Raw genomic sequence first — 18,487 nt, 5'->3', positions numbered from 1 at the left:
TCATGAGCGACTCAACTGAGGACGGAATACCCCAAGCGCCGATCGCCCGGCGTCTATCGGACGACGAGCAGCACGTCGATGACATCGTGCGCATGGGACCGAAGGGGGCACTTGCGCTGGCCGGGATCGCGACGTTTATCGTGATCGCAATGTGGTTTGCGTTCTACTTTCTGGTGTTTTTGCCTCGCGGCGTTATCCAGTAAATCCGAGCCCATGTCGAACACCCAAAACACGCCTCCGACGGCGCCGGCGAATCATGCCGACAGCCATGCAATAGCAGTCCGTACTGAGCGGCGCTGGGCCATGTTCTCGGTGGCGTTTGTACTGCTGCTTGTCGCAATAGTGGTCTTCACCGGTTTGCACTGGGCAATGATGCCCCCGTCGCGAGTAGAAACCATCGATCCGACCACGCTGCACGTGTCCGGAGAATTTATAGAAGGCAATCTCGGAACCGCACGCGAGGCGGACGGTTCGGTGACGGTACGCGTGGTCGCGCAGCAGTATTCATTCACGCCGCAATGTATTCTCGTGCCGGCCCGTACTCCTGTCACATTCAGGATCACGAGCGCGGATGTCGTTCACGGTTTCCTGATCGCGAATACAAACATTAACTCGATGGTCGAGCCGGGCTACATCTCCACGTTCCGCAGTACGTTCAACGAGCCGGGAGACCACTTGATGCCATGTCATGAGTATTGCGGGACAGGGCATGAGGGCATGTGGGCAAATGTGAAGGTGATCGAGGCCGCCGAATTCGACAAACTTGCGGCCGGTGCACGGAGGCTCAGCTGTGTTAAATAACCGACGACTCGTGCTCGCACATTTCTGGTTCGCTTTCGCGACCTTCGGGGTGGCATTGCTGTTGGGCGCCTGGCAAATGTACGTGCGCAGTCCGCTGCATGCTTGGTTGTCCGCGCCTGAGCTGTATTACCGTTCGGTGACGGCGCACGGCTCCGTGATGGCATACGTATTTCCGACACTGATCGCTATGGGGTTCGGCTATGCGATCACCGAGCTCTCGCTTGCGCAGCGGCTGGTCGGTAAGCGGTGGGCATGGGCCGGCTGGTGGCTCGTAGCGGTAGGCTCGATTGTGGCGATGGTGCCGGTATCTATGGGGCGTGCCTCGGTGCTTTACACGTTTTATCCGCCCATGATCGGCAACCCCTTCTATTACATTGGCGTGGTACTCGTGGTGGTCGGATCATGGATTTGGGTGGCACTCATGTCCGTGAACCTGCATGTCTGGAAGAAGGCGAATCCAGGTACGCCTGTGCCGCTGCCCATGTTCGCGAACGTCGCGGGCTCGTACCTGTGGGCATGGACGGCGGTGGGCGCCGCCATCGAAATCCTGTTTCAGATTCTGCCGGTCGCGCTGGGTCTCAGATCCACCATCGATTCGGGCCTCGCGCGCGTATTCTTTTCATGGACGCTGCACGCCATCGTCTATTTTTGGCTGATGCCGGCCTATATCGCGTACTACACGCTCGTGCCGCGCGCCGTGGGGGGCCGGCTCTACAGCGATGAGATGGCGCGCATCTCGTTCATCCTCTTTCTCGTGGTCGCGATGCCGATCGGCATTCACCATTTGTTCGCGGACCCTCAAGTGGGATCGGGCTTCAAGTTCCTGCAGTCCGTGTTCACGGCGCTCGTCGCGGTGCCCACGCTGCTCACCGTCTTCACGATCTGCGCGTCCGTGGAAATTGCAGGCCGACTGCGCGGCGGCAAGGGCGCGTTTGGCTGGATACGCGCGCTGCCGTGGCACGAGCCGATGATGCTGGCTGTGGCGTTCTCGTTCGTGATGCTGGGCTTCGGTGGCGCCGGCGGCCTTATCAACATGAGCTACCAGCTCGACTCGACGATCCATAACACGCAATGGATCACGGGGCACTTCCACCTGATTTTCGGCGGCGCCATCGTCATCATGTACTTCGCGATTGCCTACGAACTATGGCCGCAACTCACAGGGCGCTCGCTTAGGAGCGTGCGGCTCATTCGATGGCAGCTCTGGACGTGGTTTGTCGGGATGATCGTTACGACGTTCCCGTGGCACTATGCCGGCATCCTCGGTATGCCGCGTCGCATGGCATTTTTCGACTACAGCGACCCCGCGATTGCGCCCGAGGCTATCACCGTTGTGCTCTCGTTCGTCGGTGCTCTGATTCTGGTCGCTTCGGCGGTGTTGTTCTTTATCGTGCTTGCAAGGGGGCACCGGGGCGCAATTGAACCCGCGCGTCGCTTCGAATTTAGCGTGGCAGTGCATCCTCCTCGTACCCTCCCGGTTGCGCTCAATAGCTTCGGACTCTGGATCGCGCTGATGATCGGACTTACCGTAGTGAACTATGGCTACCCGATTGCGCAGTTGTTGGCGCTCCCTCAGACTTCCGTGCCGGCCGTCTGGATCGGAGGGCAGCGATGAGGACACCACCGTCACCCGAAGCGCGCCTGTTCTCGCTGCGCAACCGTTGGTTCACCGTGAGCGTAGGGCTGACAGTCGCAGTTGCCGGCGTCTCGGCCCTGATAGGGTTCGTGTGGTTACCGTCGGCCCAGACCGACCCGCAGTTCAAAGGACTGTGGAACGCGATCTGTAGCGCGGCCGGGGTGCCGCAGCAATGGCTCGTCTCGCAGCCCGTGGTTTCGTCCACGAAGACAAGCACGGCAGTGCTTACTCCGCAGACCTTCGCGGGAACGGATGGACTTTCGATTGGACGCGGTGCGACGCTCTCACTGCGATGCACGATGTGTCATGGGCCGCAGGGACTTAGCTTCGCAAACTCACCGAATCTCGCAGGGCAGTACGAAAGTGTTGTGTATAAGCAGTTGAAAGATTTCCAGAGCGGAGCCCGCACGAACGCCGTGATGACCCCCATGGCTACGAATTTGAGCGATCAGGACATGAAGGACTTGGCGGCATATTACGCCTCGCTGCCTCGCGTTCGGGTCGGCGCGTCTGCAGTGCCTGCACCCGCTATCGTTGCGACGGGTTCCCCAATGCGGAATATTGCTCCCTGTGCCTCTTGTCACGGAGCCGCTGAAAACAAGCTAGGTGCGCCGTGGTTGGAGGGTGAGCCGCTCGTCTACATACGCCAGCAACTATTGGCGTTTGCAGGAGGGGAACGACATAACGATACCAGCGAGCAAATGCGCAACGTTGCGAGAAATATGACTCGCGACGAGATCGAAGCGGCCGCCAAGTTCTACTCCGGTCAACCATAACGGAAAACTGCATCTCGCACTCGTGCGATTGAGTCACGGGGAGATGCTGCCTCGGAAGTTCGTAAAGGCGCGGGCCATTTTCCGTCCGACAAGGCCGTGCTCAAACTAATCTGGCCGCAACTGCGTAACGTCGTCGTCAAGAGGCGCCCCCGTGATTAGCAGAGCCTCTGACTCAGTTCGCGCTCCGTTGCCACGAACGGCTCAACACTTCGAATTCTGAATTTCGATCGCCTCATACACGGCGGTCTCAAGAGTCAAGTGCAACGTTTAGCCAATCCGGCGGCAGCCAACTCCATGGCCATGGCTTCTTCCGGCGTTTTCCAGCCGAGCGTCTGACGTGGGCGCCCATTCATTAATTTGGCGATGTCGTTCAACTGCATCTGGGTGATGCCCGATAGGTCCATGCCCTTGGGCAGAAACTGACGCAATAGCCCGTTGGTGTGTTGATGTCCACGCAGAACTGACCCACCGGGGATGCGGCTATTTTCTTGGACTGATTTACGTTGCTAACCCAAGGCTTTCACGGTACTCGATGGGGCTGAGATAGCCAAGGGAGCCCTTGATCCGTTTCTCGTTGTACCAGCGAACGTAGGCGTCCAGTACCTCAACGAACTCCGCGATGGTCGTCGAACGCCAGTCTCCTGGATAGAACATCTCGGTCTTTAGCCTGCCGAAGAATCCCTCACAGGCCGCGTTGTCCGGTGAACAGGCTTTACGCGACATGGAGCGGATCAGCTTAGCCTTTGCAACCCGCGATAGCCAGCCAGGCCAACGGTAGTGGCCACCCCGATCGGAATGCACGATCGGCGTCTCGTCGTCCTCGGTCACGGTCTCGATAGCCGCATCTAACATGGAATTCACGAGCTCTGCGTCGGGGCTTGTGCCAATCGACCAGCTGACTACCATCCCATCGAAGCAGTCGATCATGGGCGATAGATATACCTTCCCCGCAGGAATCTGGAACTCGGAAATATCCGTCACCCACTTTTCGTTGGGGGCGTTCGCGTGGAAATCGCGATTGATGATGTTATCTGGGGCAGGGCTGATTTCCCCGATATAAGAGCGATATCGGCGCCGCTTGGGCCTTGCTGCGTGGAGGCCGCCTTGTTTCATGAGGCGACGCACGACTTTCTCCGATAGAAACACCCGTTGCCTGCTAAGCGCTGCTTGCACCCGACGATAGCCGTAGGATCGGTGATTGTCCTCGAAGATCTCTGCAACGGTACGACGGACATCTGCATATTTGTCGGCAACCCGTATGGGCGACCGATGATAAAAATAGGAGCTGCGCGCCAGGTCCAACCGCTCAAGCAGCTCAGTCAAACCGTATTCTTCTCTCAGGGCGTCAACCAGCGTCGTCTTCTCCCGATTGCTCAGGAGTGACAGGTCGACGCCCAGGTCTTTTTTTACGAGTTCATTCGCCTTCTTCAACAGGTCGTGTTCAAGCTTCAGATTGCGAATGTCGCGCCGGAGCTCTTCGACCTGCCGCTCCAGTTCGTCCCGATCCGTCTCTGATGGTGATCCCTTGTCGCGCTTCATGGATGCAGGGGCCCCTCGGCCGAGTAACTGGTTCTTCCAGTTGTACAGCGACACCCTGTCGACGTCCAGCTTTTGCGCCACCGCCTGTGCACTTCCTTCCCGTGTGCACAGTTCGTACACCGCGAGCTGCCTGGTCGCCAATGACACGGCCGGTCGGCCTGCCTTGCCAACCACGCGTTTCCTGGTTTCCGGATAGCGCTCGCGAACCCACGCCGTCAGTATCTGGCGACAGGGATAGCCTAATGCCCTGAGGGTGAAGCTGAAGCTGCGCCCGTGATTGACGTAATGCTCAAGTGCCAGGTTCTTCTGTTCTTCTGAGTACTTCGGCTTTACGCGAACATACTCTTTCTGCAGATCGCCACTCTTCTCGAATTCCTCGCACCACGCCTTGAGAGAATTCTTCGTCGGGTAACCCAACTGGCGGATTGTCGCCTTGACGCGCTTTCCGAGTTTCAGGTACAGCTCGACCGCCCGAACGCGGTCTTCGTATGAATACATGGACTACCTCCAAAGTAGTCCAAGATTTTGTCCGCATCCCCGGTGGGTCAAGATTCGGTGGAAATCAACAGCATAAATCCGTCTGGGGTGGGGGCTATGCCGTCCTGGACGTCTTTTGTGCAACAAAGCCTCGGGAATAGCGGTTTTGTTCAAGCAGTACCGGATTATCGGCCGCACAATTCCAGCGTTTGCCGTGGCAGACGCGCGCCGGATAAATGCGAATGCGTGGAATGCCGCGAAGTTCTGTGCATTTTTCAGTCCGCTCAGTTTTCGATATTTCGCCAATTCAAACGAACATGATTACCGAACCGATTTCCCTGCACCTTTACAAAACCAATCGAGAATTTCAATTGCGTATCGCGCGTCTCCTGCAGGAAAGCGGACGCCAGTGGTTCGAAGCGGTCGAGCGCGCGACCGCCGACAGCATTGCCGAATCCGCGGCGGAGATCGAGACGCTGCGCGGAAAGACGGACTGGCCGTCCGTCGCGGCGTTGCCGGCCGAATCGCTCGGGCGTCTGTTCCAGCGGCGCGCCGACGATGCCCAGGCGGTCGCGCGGGAAGCCGTCAAGAGTCAGGCGGCCTTCACCGCCGGCTTGCAGCAGGCGCTGGGGGATTGGCAAAAGGCGGTCGGCGAGGTCGCCGGAGGCGTCAACGCCGCGTCGTCCGCGCAGGATTTCATCAAGCAATGGAGCGGCGCGTGGCAGGGCGCCACGGCCGTCGCCAACGCGAAAGTGCGAAAGGAGGCATGAGATGACGACGACCCAGGATCGCACCGCCCTCGTGACCGGGGGCATGGGGGGGCTTGGCGAGGCCATTGCCCGCGCGCTGTACGACGCGGGATGCCGCGTGCTGGTCACGCATGCGCGCGACGCGGCCTCGGCGGCCGAATGGCTCGCCGGCGAGGCGGACAAAGGCTACCGGTTTCACTCGTACGACGCGAACGTCGCCGATTTCGAATCCTGCAAGCGCATGGCCGATCGGATTCGGGCCGACGGGCTGCATGTCGACATCCTGGTCAACAATGCCGGCATCACCCGCGACGCCACGTTCCGCAAGCTGGAAAAAGACGGTTGGGACGCGGTGCTGCGAACCAATCTCGATTCGGTGTTCAACGTCACGAAACCGTTCATCGACGGCATGGTGGAGCGGGGCTGGGGCCGCGTCATCAACATTTCGTCGATCAACGGCAGCAAGGGGCAATTCGGCCAGACCAACTACTCCGCCGCCAAGGCCGGCATTCACGGCTTCACCAAGGCGCTGGCGCAGGAAGTCGCCAGGAAGGGCGTGACGGTCAATACCGTCTCGCCCGGCTATCTGGCGACAAAGATGGTGACGGCCGTGCCGGAGGATACGCTCAAGCAGATCGTCGCCGGCATTCCGGTCGGCCGCCTCGGGCAGCCCGACGAGATCGCGGCGCTGGTCGCCTTCATCGCCAGCGATGCCGCGGGCTTCATGACCGGCAGCAACGTCGCGATGAACGGCGGCCAGCACATGTACTAAGCGCGGCCCGTCCGCTTCGCGGCGCGGCATGGCGCGATTGCCGCCGCGTGCCGTTTCCCCTTTGCGCCTTTTTCAAAAGAAACTTTTGTACGCAGAATACCGTCCTATGATGGTATTTTCGCGGGAGGCCGCCATGAAAAGAAAGGGGAATGGCGCGGCGGCATCGGCCGTCGAAAGCGCGCAACCCGTTTCGGCACGCCGATCCCTTTTCGCTCCGCATTGTCGCGACAGGCAGAACGGCTTGCGCCGCAGCGGCATCGAGCAGAAGACATTCAACGGCCATGCCATGAACAAGCCCTTTTTCGCCACCCTGATTTCGGTGGTCATGCTGGGGGCGGGGCTGAGTCCCGCGTCCGCGTTCGCGCACGATCTCGACGAGCAGTTCACCTGCAAATCCAGCGCGCACGCGTTCATCTCCCGGCTCATCAGCGACCAGTCCATCGAGCCGTCGCCGATGCTCGTCGAGGCCAATTCGGTCAATGCGTTCAAGCCCCGGCACGACGCAGGGCTCACCGCATTCGGCCTGCGCGTTCGCGCGGTGTTCGGATACCAGCCGGGTGACCCGATGTTCAAGCCGGGGAACGGCAAGACGCCGTCGGGGCCGATCTACGGCGCCGTGGTGTTCGGCTCGACCGATTCCGTCGAAGCGCTCGTGCGGCAAGCGGGCAGCCACGCGGCGATACACCAGGTCATTCCGCTCATGCTCTCCGCGATCGTCTGCGAGAGCTGATCCCTCCGACAATCCCGACGCGCCGCTGGCATCCGGCGCTTGCTGCCTTCCACGCCATGAACGTCGTTCTCGTCATCAACGCAGGCTCGTCCAGCATCAAGTTTCACGCATTCGCGGTGGACGCGGCGCAACTCGAACCGATCGCGGGCGGCAAGCTCGAAGAGATTTACGAGCGTCCGCGCTTCACCGTCAAAGGCAGGGATGGCGACGTGATCGAGCACAGGGTCTGGCCGGCCGGCGAGTCCCTCGGGCACGATGCCGCGATCGCGTTCCTGCTCGACTGGCTGCGCGGCCACGCGGGCGATGCGACGCTGGTCGCGGTCGGGCATCGCGTCGTGCATGGCGGCGACGGTTATTCGGCCCCGGTGCGCGTGGACGATCGCGTGCTCGCGCAACTCGAGACGCTCATCCCGCTTGCGCCGCTGCATCAGCCGCACAACCTGACGGCGATCCGCTCCATACGGGCGCGTCACCCCGATGTGCCGCAGATCGCGTGCCTCGACACCGCGTTTCATCATACGCAGCCGGCCGTGGCGACACGCTTCGCGCTGCCGCCCGAGATCACGAGCCGGGGCGTGCGACGCTACGGTTTTCACGGCCTGTCGTACGAGTACATCGCCGGTGTGTTGCCCGAGTACGACGCGCGCGCGGCGAACGGCAAGACGGTCGTGCTGCACCTCGGCAACGGCGCGAGCATGACGGCTTTCGACAACTGCCGGAGCGTCGCGACCACGATGGGTTTCACCGCGGTCGACGGGCTCGTGATGGGCACGCGCTCGGGCAGCCTCGACCCGGGCGTCGTGCTGTGGATGCTGGAGGAGGGCGGCATGGACGCGCGCGCGATCGAGTCGCTGCTCTACAAGCGCTCGGGCTTGCTGGGCGTGTCCGGCCTCTCCAGCGACATGCGCACGCTGCTCGCCAGCGACGATCCGAGGGCCGCCGAAGCGGTCGACCTGTTCTGCTACCGGATCTCGCGCGAGCTCGGTTCGCTCGCGGCCGCGCTCGGCGGGCTCGACTCGATCGTGTTTACGGCGGGCATCGGCGAATACGCGGACGCTGTGCGCGAGCGCGTGTGCACGCTTGCGGCATGGCTCGGTGTGTCGCTCGACGCCGACGCGAACGCGCGCCACGGCCCGCGCATCAGCGACGCGAAAAGCGCGGTGGACGTATGGGTTATCCCGACCAACGAGGAACTGATGATCGCCCGGCACGCGCTGAGCCGGCTGGCGCGCTAGGGCCAGTGCGGCCGTTCCGGCCGGCCGCGCGGCGCAAGGCGTCGTCGGTCGGCATCGGCAGCGCACACTCGATTGCCTGCGGCCGCGCGCAGGCGTCTGGCGAATCCGGCGCGAATCGCGCGATCACCCGCCCGAACGATACAGCGGTGCTGGCATCGCCAGTGCCATCGCCATCGCGCGCCCGCACGTCGCCCGCACGCCCATGCCGAAGCGGATTCCGGCGCATCCGGCTCCCGCCGAACGAATCCCGGATGCTGTCCGAATAATCGAGGCTTTTGCTGTTCTTGCGCGAAGCCGCTTCGTTATACTCGAACGAAAAGCAGCGAGTGGCAAACGGCGGATGCGCGAAGGCTCCGTCCGGTCGCGAGCGATTCGAGAGACCGTGGGCGCATGGGCGCGTTCCTGTTTGAGAGGTGAGGTATGGGCGATCCTGTTGCGTCGTTGTCGATCTCCGAGGATTTTGCGACATACGTGTCTCCGCGCTTCGGATCGAGGGATTCGACGTCTCGCCCGTCCATGGTGATCGTGATCGGCGCGAGCGACGAAATCCGGCTCGTCACGGAGCGGGGCGCATACACGGGCCGGTGCCTGCTGGTTTCCCCAAATGTCAGCCGGTCGATCGAGGTCAACAATGCCACCGGCCTGTACAGCATCCAGCTGGACCCGGCGAGCCGGCTGAGTCAATACCTGCGGCGTCACGTGCCGGGCGAGAAACCGGTCGTCGATCTGTCGAAGAAGGCCGAGGGCTTCGTGCTGGAAACGTCTGGCGCCGCGCTCGGAAAGCCGCCGGGCGACCCGGACATCGCGGCGGCGTCGCAGCGCGTGCTCGATGCGTTGTTCGGGGACGCCGTCGCGTTCCCGGCCACCGAGTGCCGCGTGCAGACGGTCGCAGGCTGCCTGAAGGCCCGCGTCCCGGTGCGTACCGATCCCCGTTCGCTGGCGAGGCTGTGCGGCATTTCGGAAAGCAGGCTCGTGCATCTGTTCGCGTCGGTGACGGGCGTGTCCATCCGCGAGTACCTGCTTTGGGTCAAGGCGCGAAAGGCCGTGTCGATGTTCGCGTCCGGCAAGACGCTCACCGAAGTCGCCCATGCCACCAGCTTCTCCGACCAGGCGCACCTGAGCCGGACATTCAAGCGCTACTTCGGCCTCACGCCTTCTTTCCTCTCGAATCCGCGCCTGGTGCGCATTTCGAACAGCGCAACGGGGTGTCGCGCCGAACCGGATTGCGGGCGGCACTGCGGGCATTCGAGCTTCCGGATCGCCGATCCGGCGAAGCTCTGCTGAATGAAATCGCGCGTGCGCGACCGGCATCCGGCGCCGCGCGATCTCAATTCCGCACGCGCTTGCGGAATGCGCTCGGCGTGATGCCGTGCCGGCGCTTGAACGCCTGCGAGAAACTCGACAGGTCGCTGTAGCCGAGCCGCCCGGCGATTTCCGTGAGCGTCAGGTCGTCGGCGCCGAGCAGGCTCTCGGCGGCCGACCGGCGCGCCTCGGCCAGCAATTCCCGGAACGTGACGCCCTCGTCGCTCAGGCGGCGCTTCAGCGTCCGCTCGCTGACGTTCATCAGGCGGGCCATGCGCCCGAGATCCGGCAGTGCCGCCCCGGCGGCGCTCAAGTGATGGCGGACCGCCGCCGCGGTGCCGGTGCGCGCGCGTCTCGATTCCATGAGCTGCGCGCACATCTGTTCGCACATCGACGCCGTGACCGGATTCGCATGCGGCAATGCGCGGCTCAGGAGCGAGCGCTCGAACGACAGGCTGTTGAAGCGCGCGGAGAACTCGTGCTCCGTGCCGAGCGCGGTCGGCCACGCCCGGGACGGCCGGTACGCCGGCCGCGGCTCGTCGCCCCTGAACGCGAAACGGAGCGACGCGATGTCGCCGCCCAGGACGTCGCGCAGCAGGACGGCCGCGGCCGCCATGTCCCGCTCGACGAGAAATTGCCGGATGTCGTCCGCGAGGTGATCGAGTTCGCCGAATCGCAACACGCCGACGTGCTCGTGCTCGTGGTACGTGATCGAGGTGAACGCGTAGGAAAGCGGCAGGAAACGCAGCGCGAGCGTGAGCGCGTCTCCGACGGTCTCGCTGCTGATCAGGCCGTAGCCCAGCATCCCGTGCACCGAAAACGTATAACGGCATCCCACCTGGAGCCCGAGCCCGGGCGGGTGCTTCAGCAGCCGCAGCAAATTGCGCGCGATGCACAGCTCCTGCGCGGCGGCCAGTTCCAGGTTGGGGTCGTCGAGCTGGCCGGCGGCAAGGCGCGTGCCGGCCAGCAGGCGAGCGGCCGGCACGCCATGCTCCTGTCCGAAACCGATCAGAAGCCGCGCGCTCGCCGGGCCTCTCGTGAACTCCCCGAAACTCATGTCGACGGACCTCGTGGAAACATCGCTTTGGCCTGAATCATAAAATATTTGTCCTCTCGCAACATTGTAGTTTTTGTGCGTGGCGAGCAACATACGCATACGTTGCCAGTGTGCGCCGGATCGTTGTGCGTATTTAAACTGACGCGAAGCCAGCAAAAATGGCGATGCGACGAAAGCGGGTGCGTCAATCAGTCGTCGCATTTTCGTTGTCGATCCGGTAATGAGGCTCGCGCGTCGCGATAAATCCGCTAGGATTGTCGTCGCGCAGGGTTTATGCCGCCGCGCGATTCCCGTTTCGCCCTGTCCGCGAAAAGAGCCGTGGCGAACGCAAGCCGCCGCGGAACGCGCTGCGCCGCGCCTGCCGTGCGCGGCGTCTGCCCGGCCCGGCCCAATGTTTCGAGGGCCGCGGGCATGGGCGGCGGTCGTCGGTTCCACGAACCTTGTGCTTCAGCGAAATCGCGCGGGCGAATGACGCCGCGCGTCAGGCGGGCGGTGCGGTTCCGATCGGCGAATGCGGACGGCGAGTCAGGCGTGTGTTTTTTTCCGGCGCTGCGCTGGCGGCGCGCGTTTGTTTTTATGTCCGATTCGGACAGCGTCGTTTTGTCTCGCGGACGAACGTAAGGCGTGAGGCGAAATGCGTCGGGCGCTGGGCGATTGTCATGCGAATGAATCGGTTTATTTCCGGGAGATTGCGCACTGCCATGGTTGATATGTATTCGATGAATTCCGTCGGGCATTTCGGTTTCGCAGCAGTTGCATGCGGCGATCAGCCGGTTGTGCCCGCATTGATTTGACCCATGGTCGACAGAGTGCAGATGAACAAAAGACGCAGTTGGGCGATCGCGGCGGTCGTGGCGGTCGGATTGGCCGGCGCGGGCGCGTGGTGGGTGCATGACCGGCGCGGCGCATGGCCGGACGATATCGCGTTCGCGAACGGGCGGCTCGAAATGGCGCGCATCGATGTCGCGGTGAAGTACGGCGGGCGCGTGGTCGAGCTGCCCGTTCACGAGGGCGACGTGCTCGCGGCGGGCGCGGTGGTCGCGCGCGAGGACGACTCGGAATTGCTGGCGCAGCTCGACGCGGCCAGCGCATCGCGCACGCGCGCGGCCGGCGCGGCGACACGCGCGCGCGCCGAGGTCGATGCGAGCGCGGCAAACGAGCGGCTGGCGGGCCTCGAATGGACGGAGACGTCGAAGCTGTTCGGCGACGGGCAGGTGTCGGGCGTCGAGCGCCAGCGCCGCCGGTTCGCGCTCGACGGCGCCGAGGCCGGCCAGCAGGCCGCCCGCTCGGGGCTCGACGAGGCGCATGCGGCAATCGCCGAGGCCGACGCGCAGATCGCGCGGCTGAAGACCGTGCTCGCCGACACGACCATTCGCGCGCCGATCGCGGGCCGGGTCGAGTACCGGATCGTCGAAGTCGGCGCGGTGCTGCCCGCGGGCGGGCGCGTCGCGACGATGCTCAACCCTGACGACATCTATTTCACGATCTTCCTGCCGGCGCCGCAGGCGGGCAAGCTCGCGATCGGCGCCGACGCGCGCATCGTCCTCGACGCGTTCCCGAACGAACCGATTCCCGCGCGCATCGGCTTCGTGTCGAGCGACGCGCAGTTCACGCCCAAATACGTCGAAACCGCGGGCGAGCGCGCGAAGCTGATGTATCGCGTGAAGCTGCAGTTGCCGGTCGACGTGGCGCGGCGTCTCGCGCCACGGCTGAAGGCCGGCCTGACCGGCAACGGCTTCGTGCGGCTCGATGGCGCGCATCCGTGGCCCGCGGCGCTCGCCGTGCGCGGGAGCTGATCGATGGCTGCCACGCTCGGCACGTCGGGGGCTGGCCATGCGGCGGGCGCGATCCATGTCGCGAACCTGTCGCATCGCTATGGCTCGGCGCTCGCGCTCGACGACGTATCGCTGTCGCTGCCGGCGCACACGACGATCGGCCTGATCGGCCCGGACGGCGTCGGCAAGTCGACGCTGCTCGGCGTCATCGCCGGCGTGAAGCGCATCCAGCAGGGCGACGTGTCGGTGCTCGGCGCGGACCTGCGCGTGCGCGACCGGCGCGAGGCGATCCTGCCGCGCGTCGCGTTCATGCCGCAAGGGCTCGGGCGCAATCTGTACCCGACGCTCTCGGTGTACGAGAACATCGATTTCTTCGCGCGCCTGTTCGGGCTCGATGCGCATGCGCGCGCGGCGCGCATCCAGCGCCTGCTCGATGCCACCGGCCTTGCGCCGTTTCCGGACCGGCCGGCAGGCAAGCTGTCGGGCGGGATGAAGCAGAAGCTCGGCCTGTGCTGCGCGCTCGTGCACAATCCCGACCTGCTGATCCTCGACGAACCGACCACCGGCGTCGATCCGCTGTCGCGCCGCCAGTTCTGGACGCTGGTCGACGATCTGCGCGCCGAGCATCGCGGCATGAGCGTGATCGTCGCAACCGCCTACATGGAAGAGGCGCAGCGCTTCGAGCATCTGGTCGCGATGGACGGCGGGCGCGTGCTCGTCAACGACAGCACGCAGGCGGTGCTCGAGCGCGCGGGCACGGACGACCTGGAGCGGGCGTACGTGTCGCTCCTGCCGGGGGCCGGCGGCGCCGGCGCGGCCGCCCTTGTGATTCCGCCGCGCCCGCAGGACGGCGCGCCCGCGATCGTCGCCGACGGGCTCACGCGGCGCTTCGGCAGCTTCGTCGCGGTCGATCACGTGAGCTTCCGGATCGAGCGCAACGAGATCTTCGGCTTTCTCGGCTCGAACGGTTGCGGCAAGACGACGACGATGAAGATGCTGACGGGCCTGCTCGACGCGACGAGCGGGACCGCGACGCTGCTCGGCAAGCCGATCGACGCGACCGACATGAACACGCGGATGAAGGTCGGCTACATGTCGCAGTCGTTCTCGCTGTACGAGGAGCTGACGGTGCGGCAGAACCTCGACCTGCACGCGAAGCTCTACCGGATGGAGGGCGAGCGCGCGAGTGAGGCCGTCGAGCGGTCGCTGGCGAGCTTCGAGCTGCAGCCGTGCGCCGACGAGCGGCCCGCCGCGCTGTCGCTCGGCATCCGCCAGCGGTTGCAGCTCGCGGCCGCATGCCTGCACAAGCCGGAAGTGCTGATCCTGGACGAACCGACTTCGGGCGTCGATCCCGGCGCGCGCGACATGTTCTGGCGGCACCTGATCCAGTTGTCGCGCGAGGAACGCGTGACCATTTTCATCTCGACGCACTTCATGAACGAGGCGGCGCGCTGCGACCGCATTTCGCTGATGCACCGCGGCCGCGTGCTCGCCGTGGGCAGCCCGGAGGAATTGCGCGAGCAGCGTCACGCGTCGACGCTCGAAGAGGCGTTCGTGGCCTGTCTCGAAGAAGCCGAGGCGGCCGGCGCGACGGCGCCGGCCTCGCGCCAGCCGGATGCGGCGCGACCTGACGCTCAGGCGGACGCGACGGCCGAAGCGACAGCCGAAGCAACCGGCAAAGCGACAGCCGAAGGGGCCCCCGAAGCAACGCCCACCACAGCCCCCACCGCCGGCTCGCTCGCGCGCATCTGGGCCTTCGCGCGCCGCGAGTCGCTGGAACTCGCGCGCGACAGGCTGCGGCTCGCGTTCGCGCTGCTCGGCCCGGTGGTGCTGCTGCTCGCCGCCGCATGGAGCGTGTCGTTCGACGTGGAGAACGTGCGGTTCGCGGTGCTCGATCGCGACCATAGCCTCGAAAGCCGTACCCTGGTCGAGCAGTTTTCCGGCTCGCGCTACTTCGTGCCGACCGGCCACGTGTACACCGACGGCGAAGCGCACCGTCTGCTGCAGGCCGACGACGCGCAGCTGGTCGTCGAGATTCCGCCGGACTTCGGCCGCGACCTGCTCGCCGGGCGCCGGCCCGAGCTGTCGTTCCATGTCGATGGCTCCAGCCCGTTCCCCGGCGCGACGATCGGCACCTACGTGAACGCGGTGCTGCTCGACTACGTCGGCAAGGAAATCCGTCATGCGAGCGTCGCGATGCCCGCACTGCCGGTGTCGGTCGAGTCGCGCTTCATCTACAACGAGGAATTCCGCAGCATCTATGCGATTACGCCCGGCGTCATCATGCTCGCGCTGATCCTGATCCCGACGATGCTGACCGCGCTCGGCGTCGTGCGCGAGAAGGAGATGGGCTCGATCACGAATCTCTATGCATCGCCGGCGGGCGTCGGCGAGTACCTGCTCGGCAAGCAGGCGCCTTACGTGGGGCTCGCGATGGTGAGCTACCTCGTGCTCGTCGCGCTGACCGTCACGGTGCTCGGCGTGCCGCTGAAGGGATCGTTCGTCGCGCTCTCGATCGGCGCGCTGCTGTTCGTGTTCGCGGCGACCGGCCTCGGCCTGCTCGTGTCGACGTTCGTGCGCTCCCAGGTCGCGGCGATTTTCGGCACCGCGATTCTGTGCCTGATTCCGTCGGTCAATTTCTCCGGGCTGCTCTATCCGGTGTCGACGCTCACCGGGAGCAGCTACTGGGCGGGCCTCGGCTTTCCGTCGTCGTGGTTCCAGCTCGTGAGCCTGGGCAGCTTCACGAAGGGCCTGGGCGCCGCGCACTTCGGCACGATGTACGCCGCGCTGTCGGGCTTCGCGCTGCTCTACCTGATCGGCGCGTATTGCCTGTTGCCGAAGCAGGAGGCCTAGCCGTGACGCAATGGTTCAAGAATGTCGCGCGGCTCAGCCGCAAGGAGATCTTCAGCCTGTTCAGCGATGCGACGCTGATGGCGCTGATCGTGTTCGCGTTCACGCTCGCCGTCTACTCGGTCGCGAAGGGGATCAAGGCCGAAGTGTCGAACGCGTCGGTGGCGATCATCGACGGCGACCACTCGGAGCTGTCGCGGCAGTTGCGCGCGGCGATCCAGCCGCCGTATTTCAAGCCGCCGGTCGACGTCGGCCGGCAGGACATCGACGCCGAGCTCGACCGGGGCCGCTACATTTTCGCGGTCGAGATCCCGCCGCGCTTCGAGGCGGACGTGCTGGCGGGCCGTTCGCCTTCGGTGCAGGTGCTGGTCGACGCGACCGCGATGACGCAGGCGGGCCTCGGCACCGCGTACCTGCAGCAGATCTTCACGACCGAGACGTTCGCGTTCCTGCGCGCGCGCAACCTCGATGCGCGGCTGCCGGTGAATGCCGTCGTGCGCGTGCAGTTCAATCCCAACACGGAATCGTACTGGTTCACGTCGACCATGCAGATCGTCATCGACATCACGGTGCTGTCGATCATCCTGGTCGGCGCCGCGGTGATCCGCGAGCGCGAGCACGGCACGATCGAGCACTTGCTCGTGATGCCGGTGCGCGCGAGCGAGATCGCCGTCGCGAAGATCATCGCGAACGGCTCGGTGATCTTCGTCGTGTCGCTGCTGTCGCTGTGCTTCGTCGTGAATCTGTGGCTGAAAGTGCCGCTGCAGGGATCGATCGCGCTGTTCGCGCTGGGCACCGCGCTCTACCTGTTCTCGGTGACGGCGCTCGGCATGTGGCTCGCGACGCTCGCGCCCGCGATGCCGCAGTTCGGGCTGCTCGCCGTCCCGACCTATGCGATCGCGTATCTGCTGTCCGGGGCCGCGACGCCGGTGCAGAGCATGCCGGTCGCGATGCAGCCGTTCGTGAAGCTGCTGCCGACGACACAGTTCGTCGCGCTCACCCAGTCCATCCTGTTCCGCGGCGCGGGCATCGACATCGTATGGCCGCGCCTGCTGGGCATCGCCGCGGCGGGCGGACTTTTCCTCGCGCTGGCGCTCGTGCGCTTCCGCTCGATGCTCGCGCAACAAGGTTGAATCGCCGATGACCGACTTCAGAATCATTCAGAACGCTTGCGCGAGACCCGCGACGGGTGCCGATGCGCGCCGTGTGCCGGATCGCGCGCCGGGGCGTGCGTCGCGCCGGCGAGAGGGCGCCGCCGTGGCCGCCGCGATCGCGGCGGCGATGCTCGCCGCCTGCACGTCGATCGTGAAGGTCGACGTGCCGCCTCAGCGCGACGTTCCCGCCGCGTTCGAGCAAGTGCCGGCGGCGGACGGCACGCAAGCCGACCTCGCGCACTGGTGGTCGCAATGGCAGGATCCCGCGCTTGCCCGACATGTCGAGGACGCGCTGCAGGCGAACACGGATGTGCGCGTCGCGCAGGCGCGCGTGCGCGAGGCGCGCGCGCTCGCGGCGGTCGCCGAATCGGCGCGCTATCCGTCGCTGTCCGCGCGGGCGGGCGGCGTCCACGGCTTCGGCAACCTGCGCGATCCGTCGCAGATGCCCGACGGTTCGCCCGATCTCGACAGTTATGCGGGCGGCATCACGGCCGGGTGGGAAGTCGACATCTTCGGCCGCCGCGCGAGCGACGCGCAGGCCGCCGCGCTGCTGGCCGACGCCGCACAGGAAAAGCTGCGCGGCACGCGCGTCGCGATCGCGGGCGACGTCGCGCAGAACTACCTGGAAGCGCAAGGGCTGCAGCGCAGGCTCGATCTGCTCGATCGCAGCCTCGTCACGCTGCATGCGCTGCAACGCTATACCGACGCGCGGTTTCGTGCCGGGCAGGCCACGCGCTACGACGTGGCGCGCGTGAACGAGCAGATCGTCGCGCGCGAGGCCGAGCGTCCCGCGCTGGCGAGCCAGATCGACGTGCGCAGGCGGCGGCTCGCGATCCTCGCCGGCCAGCCTCCGCAACAGGCCGCGCCGCTGGCCGCGCCGGGGCCGTTTCGGGTGCCGGCCGTGCCGGCGGGCGAGCTGCCGTCGGCGGTGCTGGAGCGCCGGCCCGACGTGCGCGCGACGGCGGCGATGGTGCGCGCGCAGGCCGCACGGCTCGGCAGCGCGAAAGCCGACCTGCTGCCGCGCTTCTATCTGACGTTCGTCGGCCTCGACGGCCGCGTGCATCTCGACGGCCTGCCGGGGCTGAGCGGCACGGGCGGGTTGATCGGCATCGGCGCCGACCTGCCGATCTTCAACGCGGGGCGCATCCGCTCGAACATCGAGGCCAACGATGCGCGCCTGCAGGCCGCGCTCGCGCAGCACGACAAGACGCTGCTGCAGACGCTCGAGGAAGTCGACAGCGCGTATGGCGTGCGTCACGGCTTCGACCAGCGCAGCGAGCGGCTGGCGGCGACGCTCGAGATCGCGCGCCGCAACGCGGACGAGGCCCGGCGCCTTTACGAAGGCGGCCGGCGGACGTTGCAGGACGTGCTCGATGCGCGCATCGACGCGCTGCGGCGCGAAGACGAACTGGTGCAGTCGCAGACCGGCGAGGCGCTCGCGACGGTGCGGCTGTATCTCGCGCTCGGCGGCGGCTGGTCGAGCGGCGACGAGGCATCGCCCGGCAAGACGTGAGCGGCCGGCGCGAAGCTGGCGTGGCGAGCGAAGCGGGGCCGGGAGGCCGCGCGCGGGAACGAACAACTGAACCGTCAGTCCAGTCCGGCCGGTTCGCCGGCGACGGACGACAAAAGGGGTA

The 18,487-nt window shown here is 65.3% G+C and carries 16 protein-coding genes and 1 pseudogene; 13 read left to right on the top strand and 4 right to left on the bottom strand.

The features are described 5' to 3' along the window. Positions 1-2: 2 nt before the first annotated feature. The 4 genes from DCN14_RS37015 to DCN14_RS37000 are packed head-to-tail and all read left to right on the top strand — an operon-like array spanning position 3 to position 3,213. Positions 3-203, top strand: a complete 201-nt coding sequence (locus DCN14_RS37015) for a hypothetical protein (RefSeq protein ID WP_007182914.1) — start codon at positions 3-5, stop codon at positions 201-203. Positions 204-213: 10 nt separating this feature from the next. Beyond that, the gene (locus DCN14_RS37010) at positions 214-801 is read left to right on the top strand and encodes a cytochrome c oxidase subunit II (RefSeq protein WP_011880240.1); all 588 of its coding nucleotides are present in this window, start codon (positions 214-216) and stop codon (positions 799-801) included. Continuing rightward, positions 791-2,416 (top strand): b(o/a)3-type cytochrome-c oxidase subunit 1, encoded by a 1,626-nt coding sequence (locus tag DCN14_RS37005; RefSeq protein WP_007182912.1) that lies wholly within the window; start codon positions 791-793, stop codon positions 2,414-2,416. The genes DCN14_RS37010 and DCN14_RS37005 overlap by 11 nt, the downstream gene beginning before the upstream one ends. Next, on the top strand, positions 2,413-3,213 hold the full coding sequence (locus DCN14_RS37000; protein ID WP_007182911.1) for a c-type cytochrome: 801 nt from the start codon (positions 2,413-2,415) through the stop codon (positions 3,211-3,213). Before DCN14_RS37005 ends, DCN14_RS37000 begins: the two co-directional genes overlap by 4 nt. A gap of 254 nt (positions 3,214-3,467) precedes the next feature. Here the strand turns inward: DCN14_RS37000 and DCN14_RS36995 are convergent. Together DCN14_RS36995 and DCN14_RS36990 are read right to left on the bottom strand one after the other, a co-directional pair. Next, positions 3,468-3,668, bottom strand: a pseudogene (locus DCN14_RS36995) (IS30 family transposase); the annotation flags it as partial. A gap of 43 nt (positions 3,669-3,711) precedes the next feature. Beyond that, positions 3,712-5,250: an IS3-like element ISBmu11 family transposase gene (locus tag DCN14_RS36990; protein ID WP_012218041.1), complete on the bottom strand. Its 1,539-nt coding sequence runs from the start codon at positions 5,248-5,250 to the stop codon at positions 3,712-3,714. A 296-nt stretch (positions 5,251-5,546) separates the two neighbouring features. Here DCN14_RS36990 and DCN14_RS36985 point away from each other — a divergent pair, with 296 nt between their 5' ends. The 5 genes from DCN14_RS36985 (at position 5,547) to DCN14_RS36965 (ending at position 9,999) form a co-directional block, all read left to right on the top strand. After that, positions 5,547-5,999 (top strand): hypothetical protein, encoded by a 453-nt coding sequence (locus DCN14_RS36985; protein ID WP_011880243.1) that lies wholly within the window; start codon positions 5,547-5,549, stop codon positions 5,997-5,999. Between the two features lies 1 nt (position 6,000). Next, on the top strand, positions 6,001-6,750 hold the full coding sequence (phbB, locus tag DCN14_RS36980) for an acetoacetyl-CoA reductase (protein WP_012218127.1): 750 nt from the start codon (positions 6,001-6,003) through the stop codon (positions 6,748-6,750). Positions 6,751-6,856: 106 nt separating this feature from the next. Next, on the top strand, positions 6,857-7,480 hold the full coding sequence (locus DCN14_RS36975; protein WP_226189492.1) for a hypothetical protein: 624 nt from the start codon (positions 6,857-6,859) through the stop codon (positions 7,478-7,480). 56 nt (positions 7,481-7,536) lie between these two features. Then, complete coding sequence (locus DCN14_RS36970; protein ID WP_011880246.1) at positions 7,537-8,715, top strand: acetate/propionate family kinase; 1,179 nt, start codon at positions 7,537-7,539, stop codon at positions 8,713-8,715. A 516-nt stretch (positions 8,716-9,231) separates the two neighbouring features. Continuing rightward, entirely contained in the window at positions 9,232-9,999 is a 768-nt protein-coding gene (locus DCN14_RS36965) for a helix-turn-helix transcriptional regulator (RefSeq protein WP_011880248.1), read from the top strand. 43 nt (positions 10,000-10,042) lie between these two features. Here the strand turns inward: DCN14_RS36965 and DCN14_RS36960 are convergent, their stop codons facing one another. Both DCN14_RS36960 and DCN14_RS38320 read right to left on the bottom strand, forming a co-directional pair. Then, positions 10,043-11,074, bottom strand: a complete 1,032-nt coding sequence (locus tag DCN14_RS36960; protein WP_011880249.1) for an AraC family transcriptional regulator — start codon at positions 11,072-11,074, stop codon at positions 10,043-10,045. Between the two features lie 248 nt (positions 11,075-11,322). After that, positions 11,323-11,811 carry a hypothetical protein gene (locus DCN14_RS38320; RefSeq protein WP_143331245.1) on the bottom strand — a complete coding sequence of 163 codons (489 nt, stop codon included), beginning with the start codon at positions 11,809-11,811 and terminating at the stop codon, positions 11,323-11,325. A 60-nt stretch (positions 11,812-11,871) separates the two neighbouring features. On the opposite strand from DCN14_RS38320, the gene DCN14_RS36955 reads away from it, so the two are divergent. From DCN14_RS36955 to DCN14_RS36940, 4 genes are read left to right on the top strand one after another with little or no spacing between them, the layout of a single operon-like run. Continuing rightward, entirely contained in the window at positions 11,872-12,870 is a 999-nt protein-coding gene (locus tag DCN14_RS36955; protein ID WP_011880250.1) for an HlyD family efflux transporter periplasmic adaptor subunit, read from the top strand. 3 nt (positions 12,871-12,873) lie between these two features. Next, a complete protein-coding gene (gene rbbA, locus DCN14_RS36950; protein WP_011880251.1) occupies positions 12,874-15,702 on the top strand; it encodes a ribosome-associated ATPase/putative transporter RbbA in 2,829 nt (942 codons plus the stop codon). A 2-nt stretch (positions 15,703-15,704) separates the two neighbouring features. Continuing rightward, a complete protein-coding gene (locus DCN14_RS36945) occupies positions 15,705-16,832 on the top strand; it encodes an ABC transporter permease (RefSeq protein WP_011880252.1) in 1,128 nt (375 codons plus the stop codon). Positions 16,833-16,839: 7 nt separating this feature from the next. Beyond that, positions 16,840-18,366 (top strand): TolC family protein, encoded by a 1,527-nt coding sequence (locus DCN14_RS36940; protein WP_012218122.1) that lies wholly within the window; start codon positions 16,840-16,842, stop codon positions 18,364-18,366. Positions 18,367-18,487 lie beyond the last annotated feature (121 nt).

It is taken from the genome of Burkholderia sp. IDO3 (assembly GCF_003366075.1).
In the GTDB taxonomy this organism is placed as follows: domain Bacteria; phylum Pseudomonadota; class Gammaproteobacteria; order Burkholderiales; family Burkholderiaceae; genus Burkholderia; species Burkholderia anthina.
Note: the sequence above shows the minus strand (reverse complement) of the source record. Positions and strands in the feature narration are given on the sequence as shown.

What these genes read in the sequence shown, in the direction of transcription:
- DCN14_RS37015 (WP_007182914.1), top strand. Translation starts at nt 3, where the DNA reads ATGAGCGACTCAACTGAGGACGGAATACCCCAAGCGCCGATCGCCCGG.
- DCN14_RS37010 (WP_011880240.1), top strand. Translation starts at nt 214, where the DNA reads ATGTCGAACACCCAAAACACGCCTCCGACGGCGCCGGCGAATCATGCC.
- DCN14_RS37000 (WP_007182911.1), top strand. Translation starts at nt 2,413, where the DNA reads ATGAGGACACCACCGTCACCCGAAGCGCGCCTGTTCTCGCTGCGCAAC.
- DCN14_RS36990 (WP_012218041.1), bottom strand. Translation starts at nt 5,250, where the DNA reads ATGTATTCATACGAAGACCGCGTTCGGGCGGTCGAGCTGTACCTGAAA.
- DCN14_RS36985 (WP_011880243.1), top strand. Translation starts at nt 5,547, where the DNA reads ATGATTACCGAACCGATTTCCCTGCACCTTTACAAAACCAATCGAGAA.
- phbB (WP_012218127.1), top strand. Translation starts at nt 6,001, where the DNA reads ATGACGACGACCCAGGATCGCACCGCCCTCGTGACCGGGGGCATGGGG.
- DCN14_RS36975 (WP_226189492.1), top strand. Translation starts at nt 6,857, where the DNA reads ATGATGGTATTTTCGCGGGAGGCCGCCATGAAAAGAAAGGGGAATGGC.
- DCN14_RS36970 (WP_011880246.1), top strand. Translation starts at nt 7,537, where the DNA reads ATGAACGTCGTTCTCGTCATCAACGCAGGCTCGTCCAGCATCAAGTTT.
- DCN14_RS36965 (WP_011880248.1), top strand. Translation starts at nt 9,232, where the DNA reads ATGGTGATCGTGATCGGCGCGAGCGACGAAATCCGGCTCGTCACGGAG.
- DCN14_RS36960 (WP_011880249.1), bottom strand. Translation starts at nt 11,074, where the DNA reads ATGAGTTTCGGGGAGTTCACGAGAGGCCCGGCGAGCGCGCGGCTTCTG.
- DCN14_RS38320 (WP_143331245.1), bottom strand. Translation starts at nt 11,811, where the DNA reads ATGCCCGACGGAATTCATCGAATACATATCAACCATGGCAGTGCGCAA.
- DCN14_RS36955 (WP_011880250.1), top strand. Translation starts at nt 11,872, where the DNA reads ATGGTCGACAGAGTGCAGATGAACAAAAGACGCAGTTGGGCGATCGCG.
- rbbA (WP_011880251.1), top strand. Translation starts at nt 12,874, where the DNA reads ATGGCTGCCACGCTCGGCACGTCGGGGGCTGGCCATGCGGCGGGCGCG.
- DCN14_RS36940 (WP_012218122.1), top strand. Translation starts at nt 16,840, where the DNA reads ATGACCGACTTCAGAATCATTCAGAACGCTTGCGCGAGACCCGCGACG.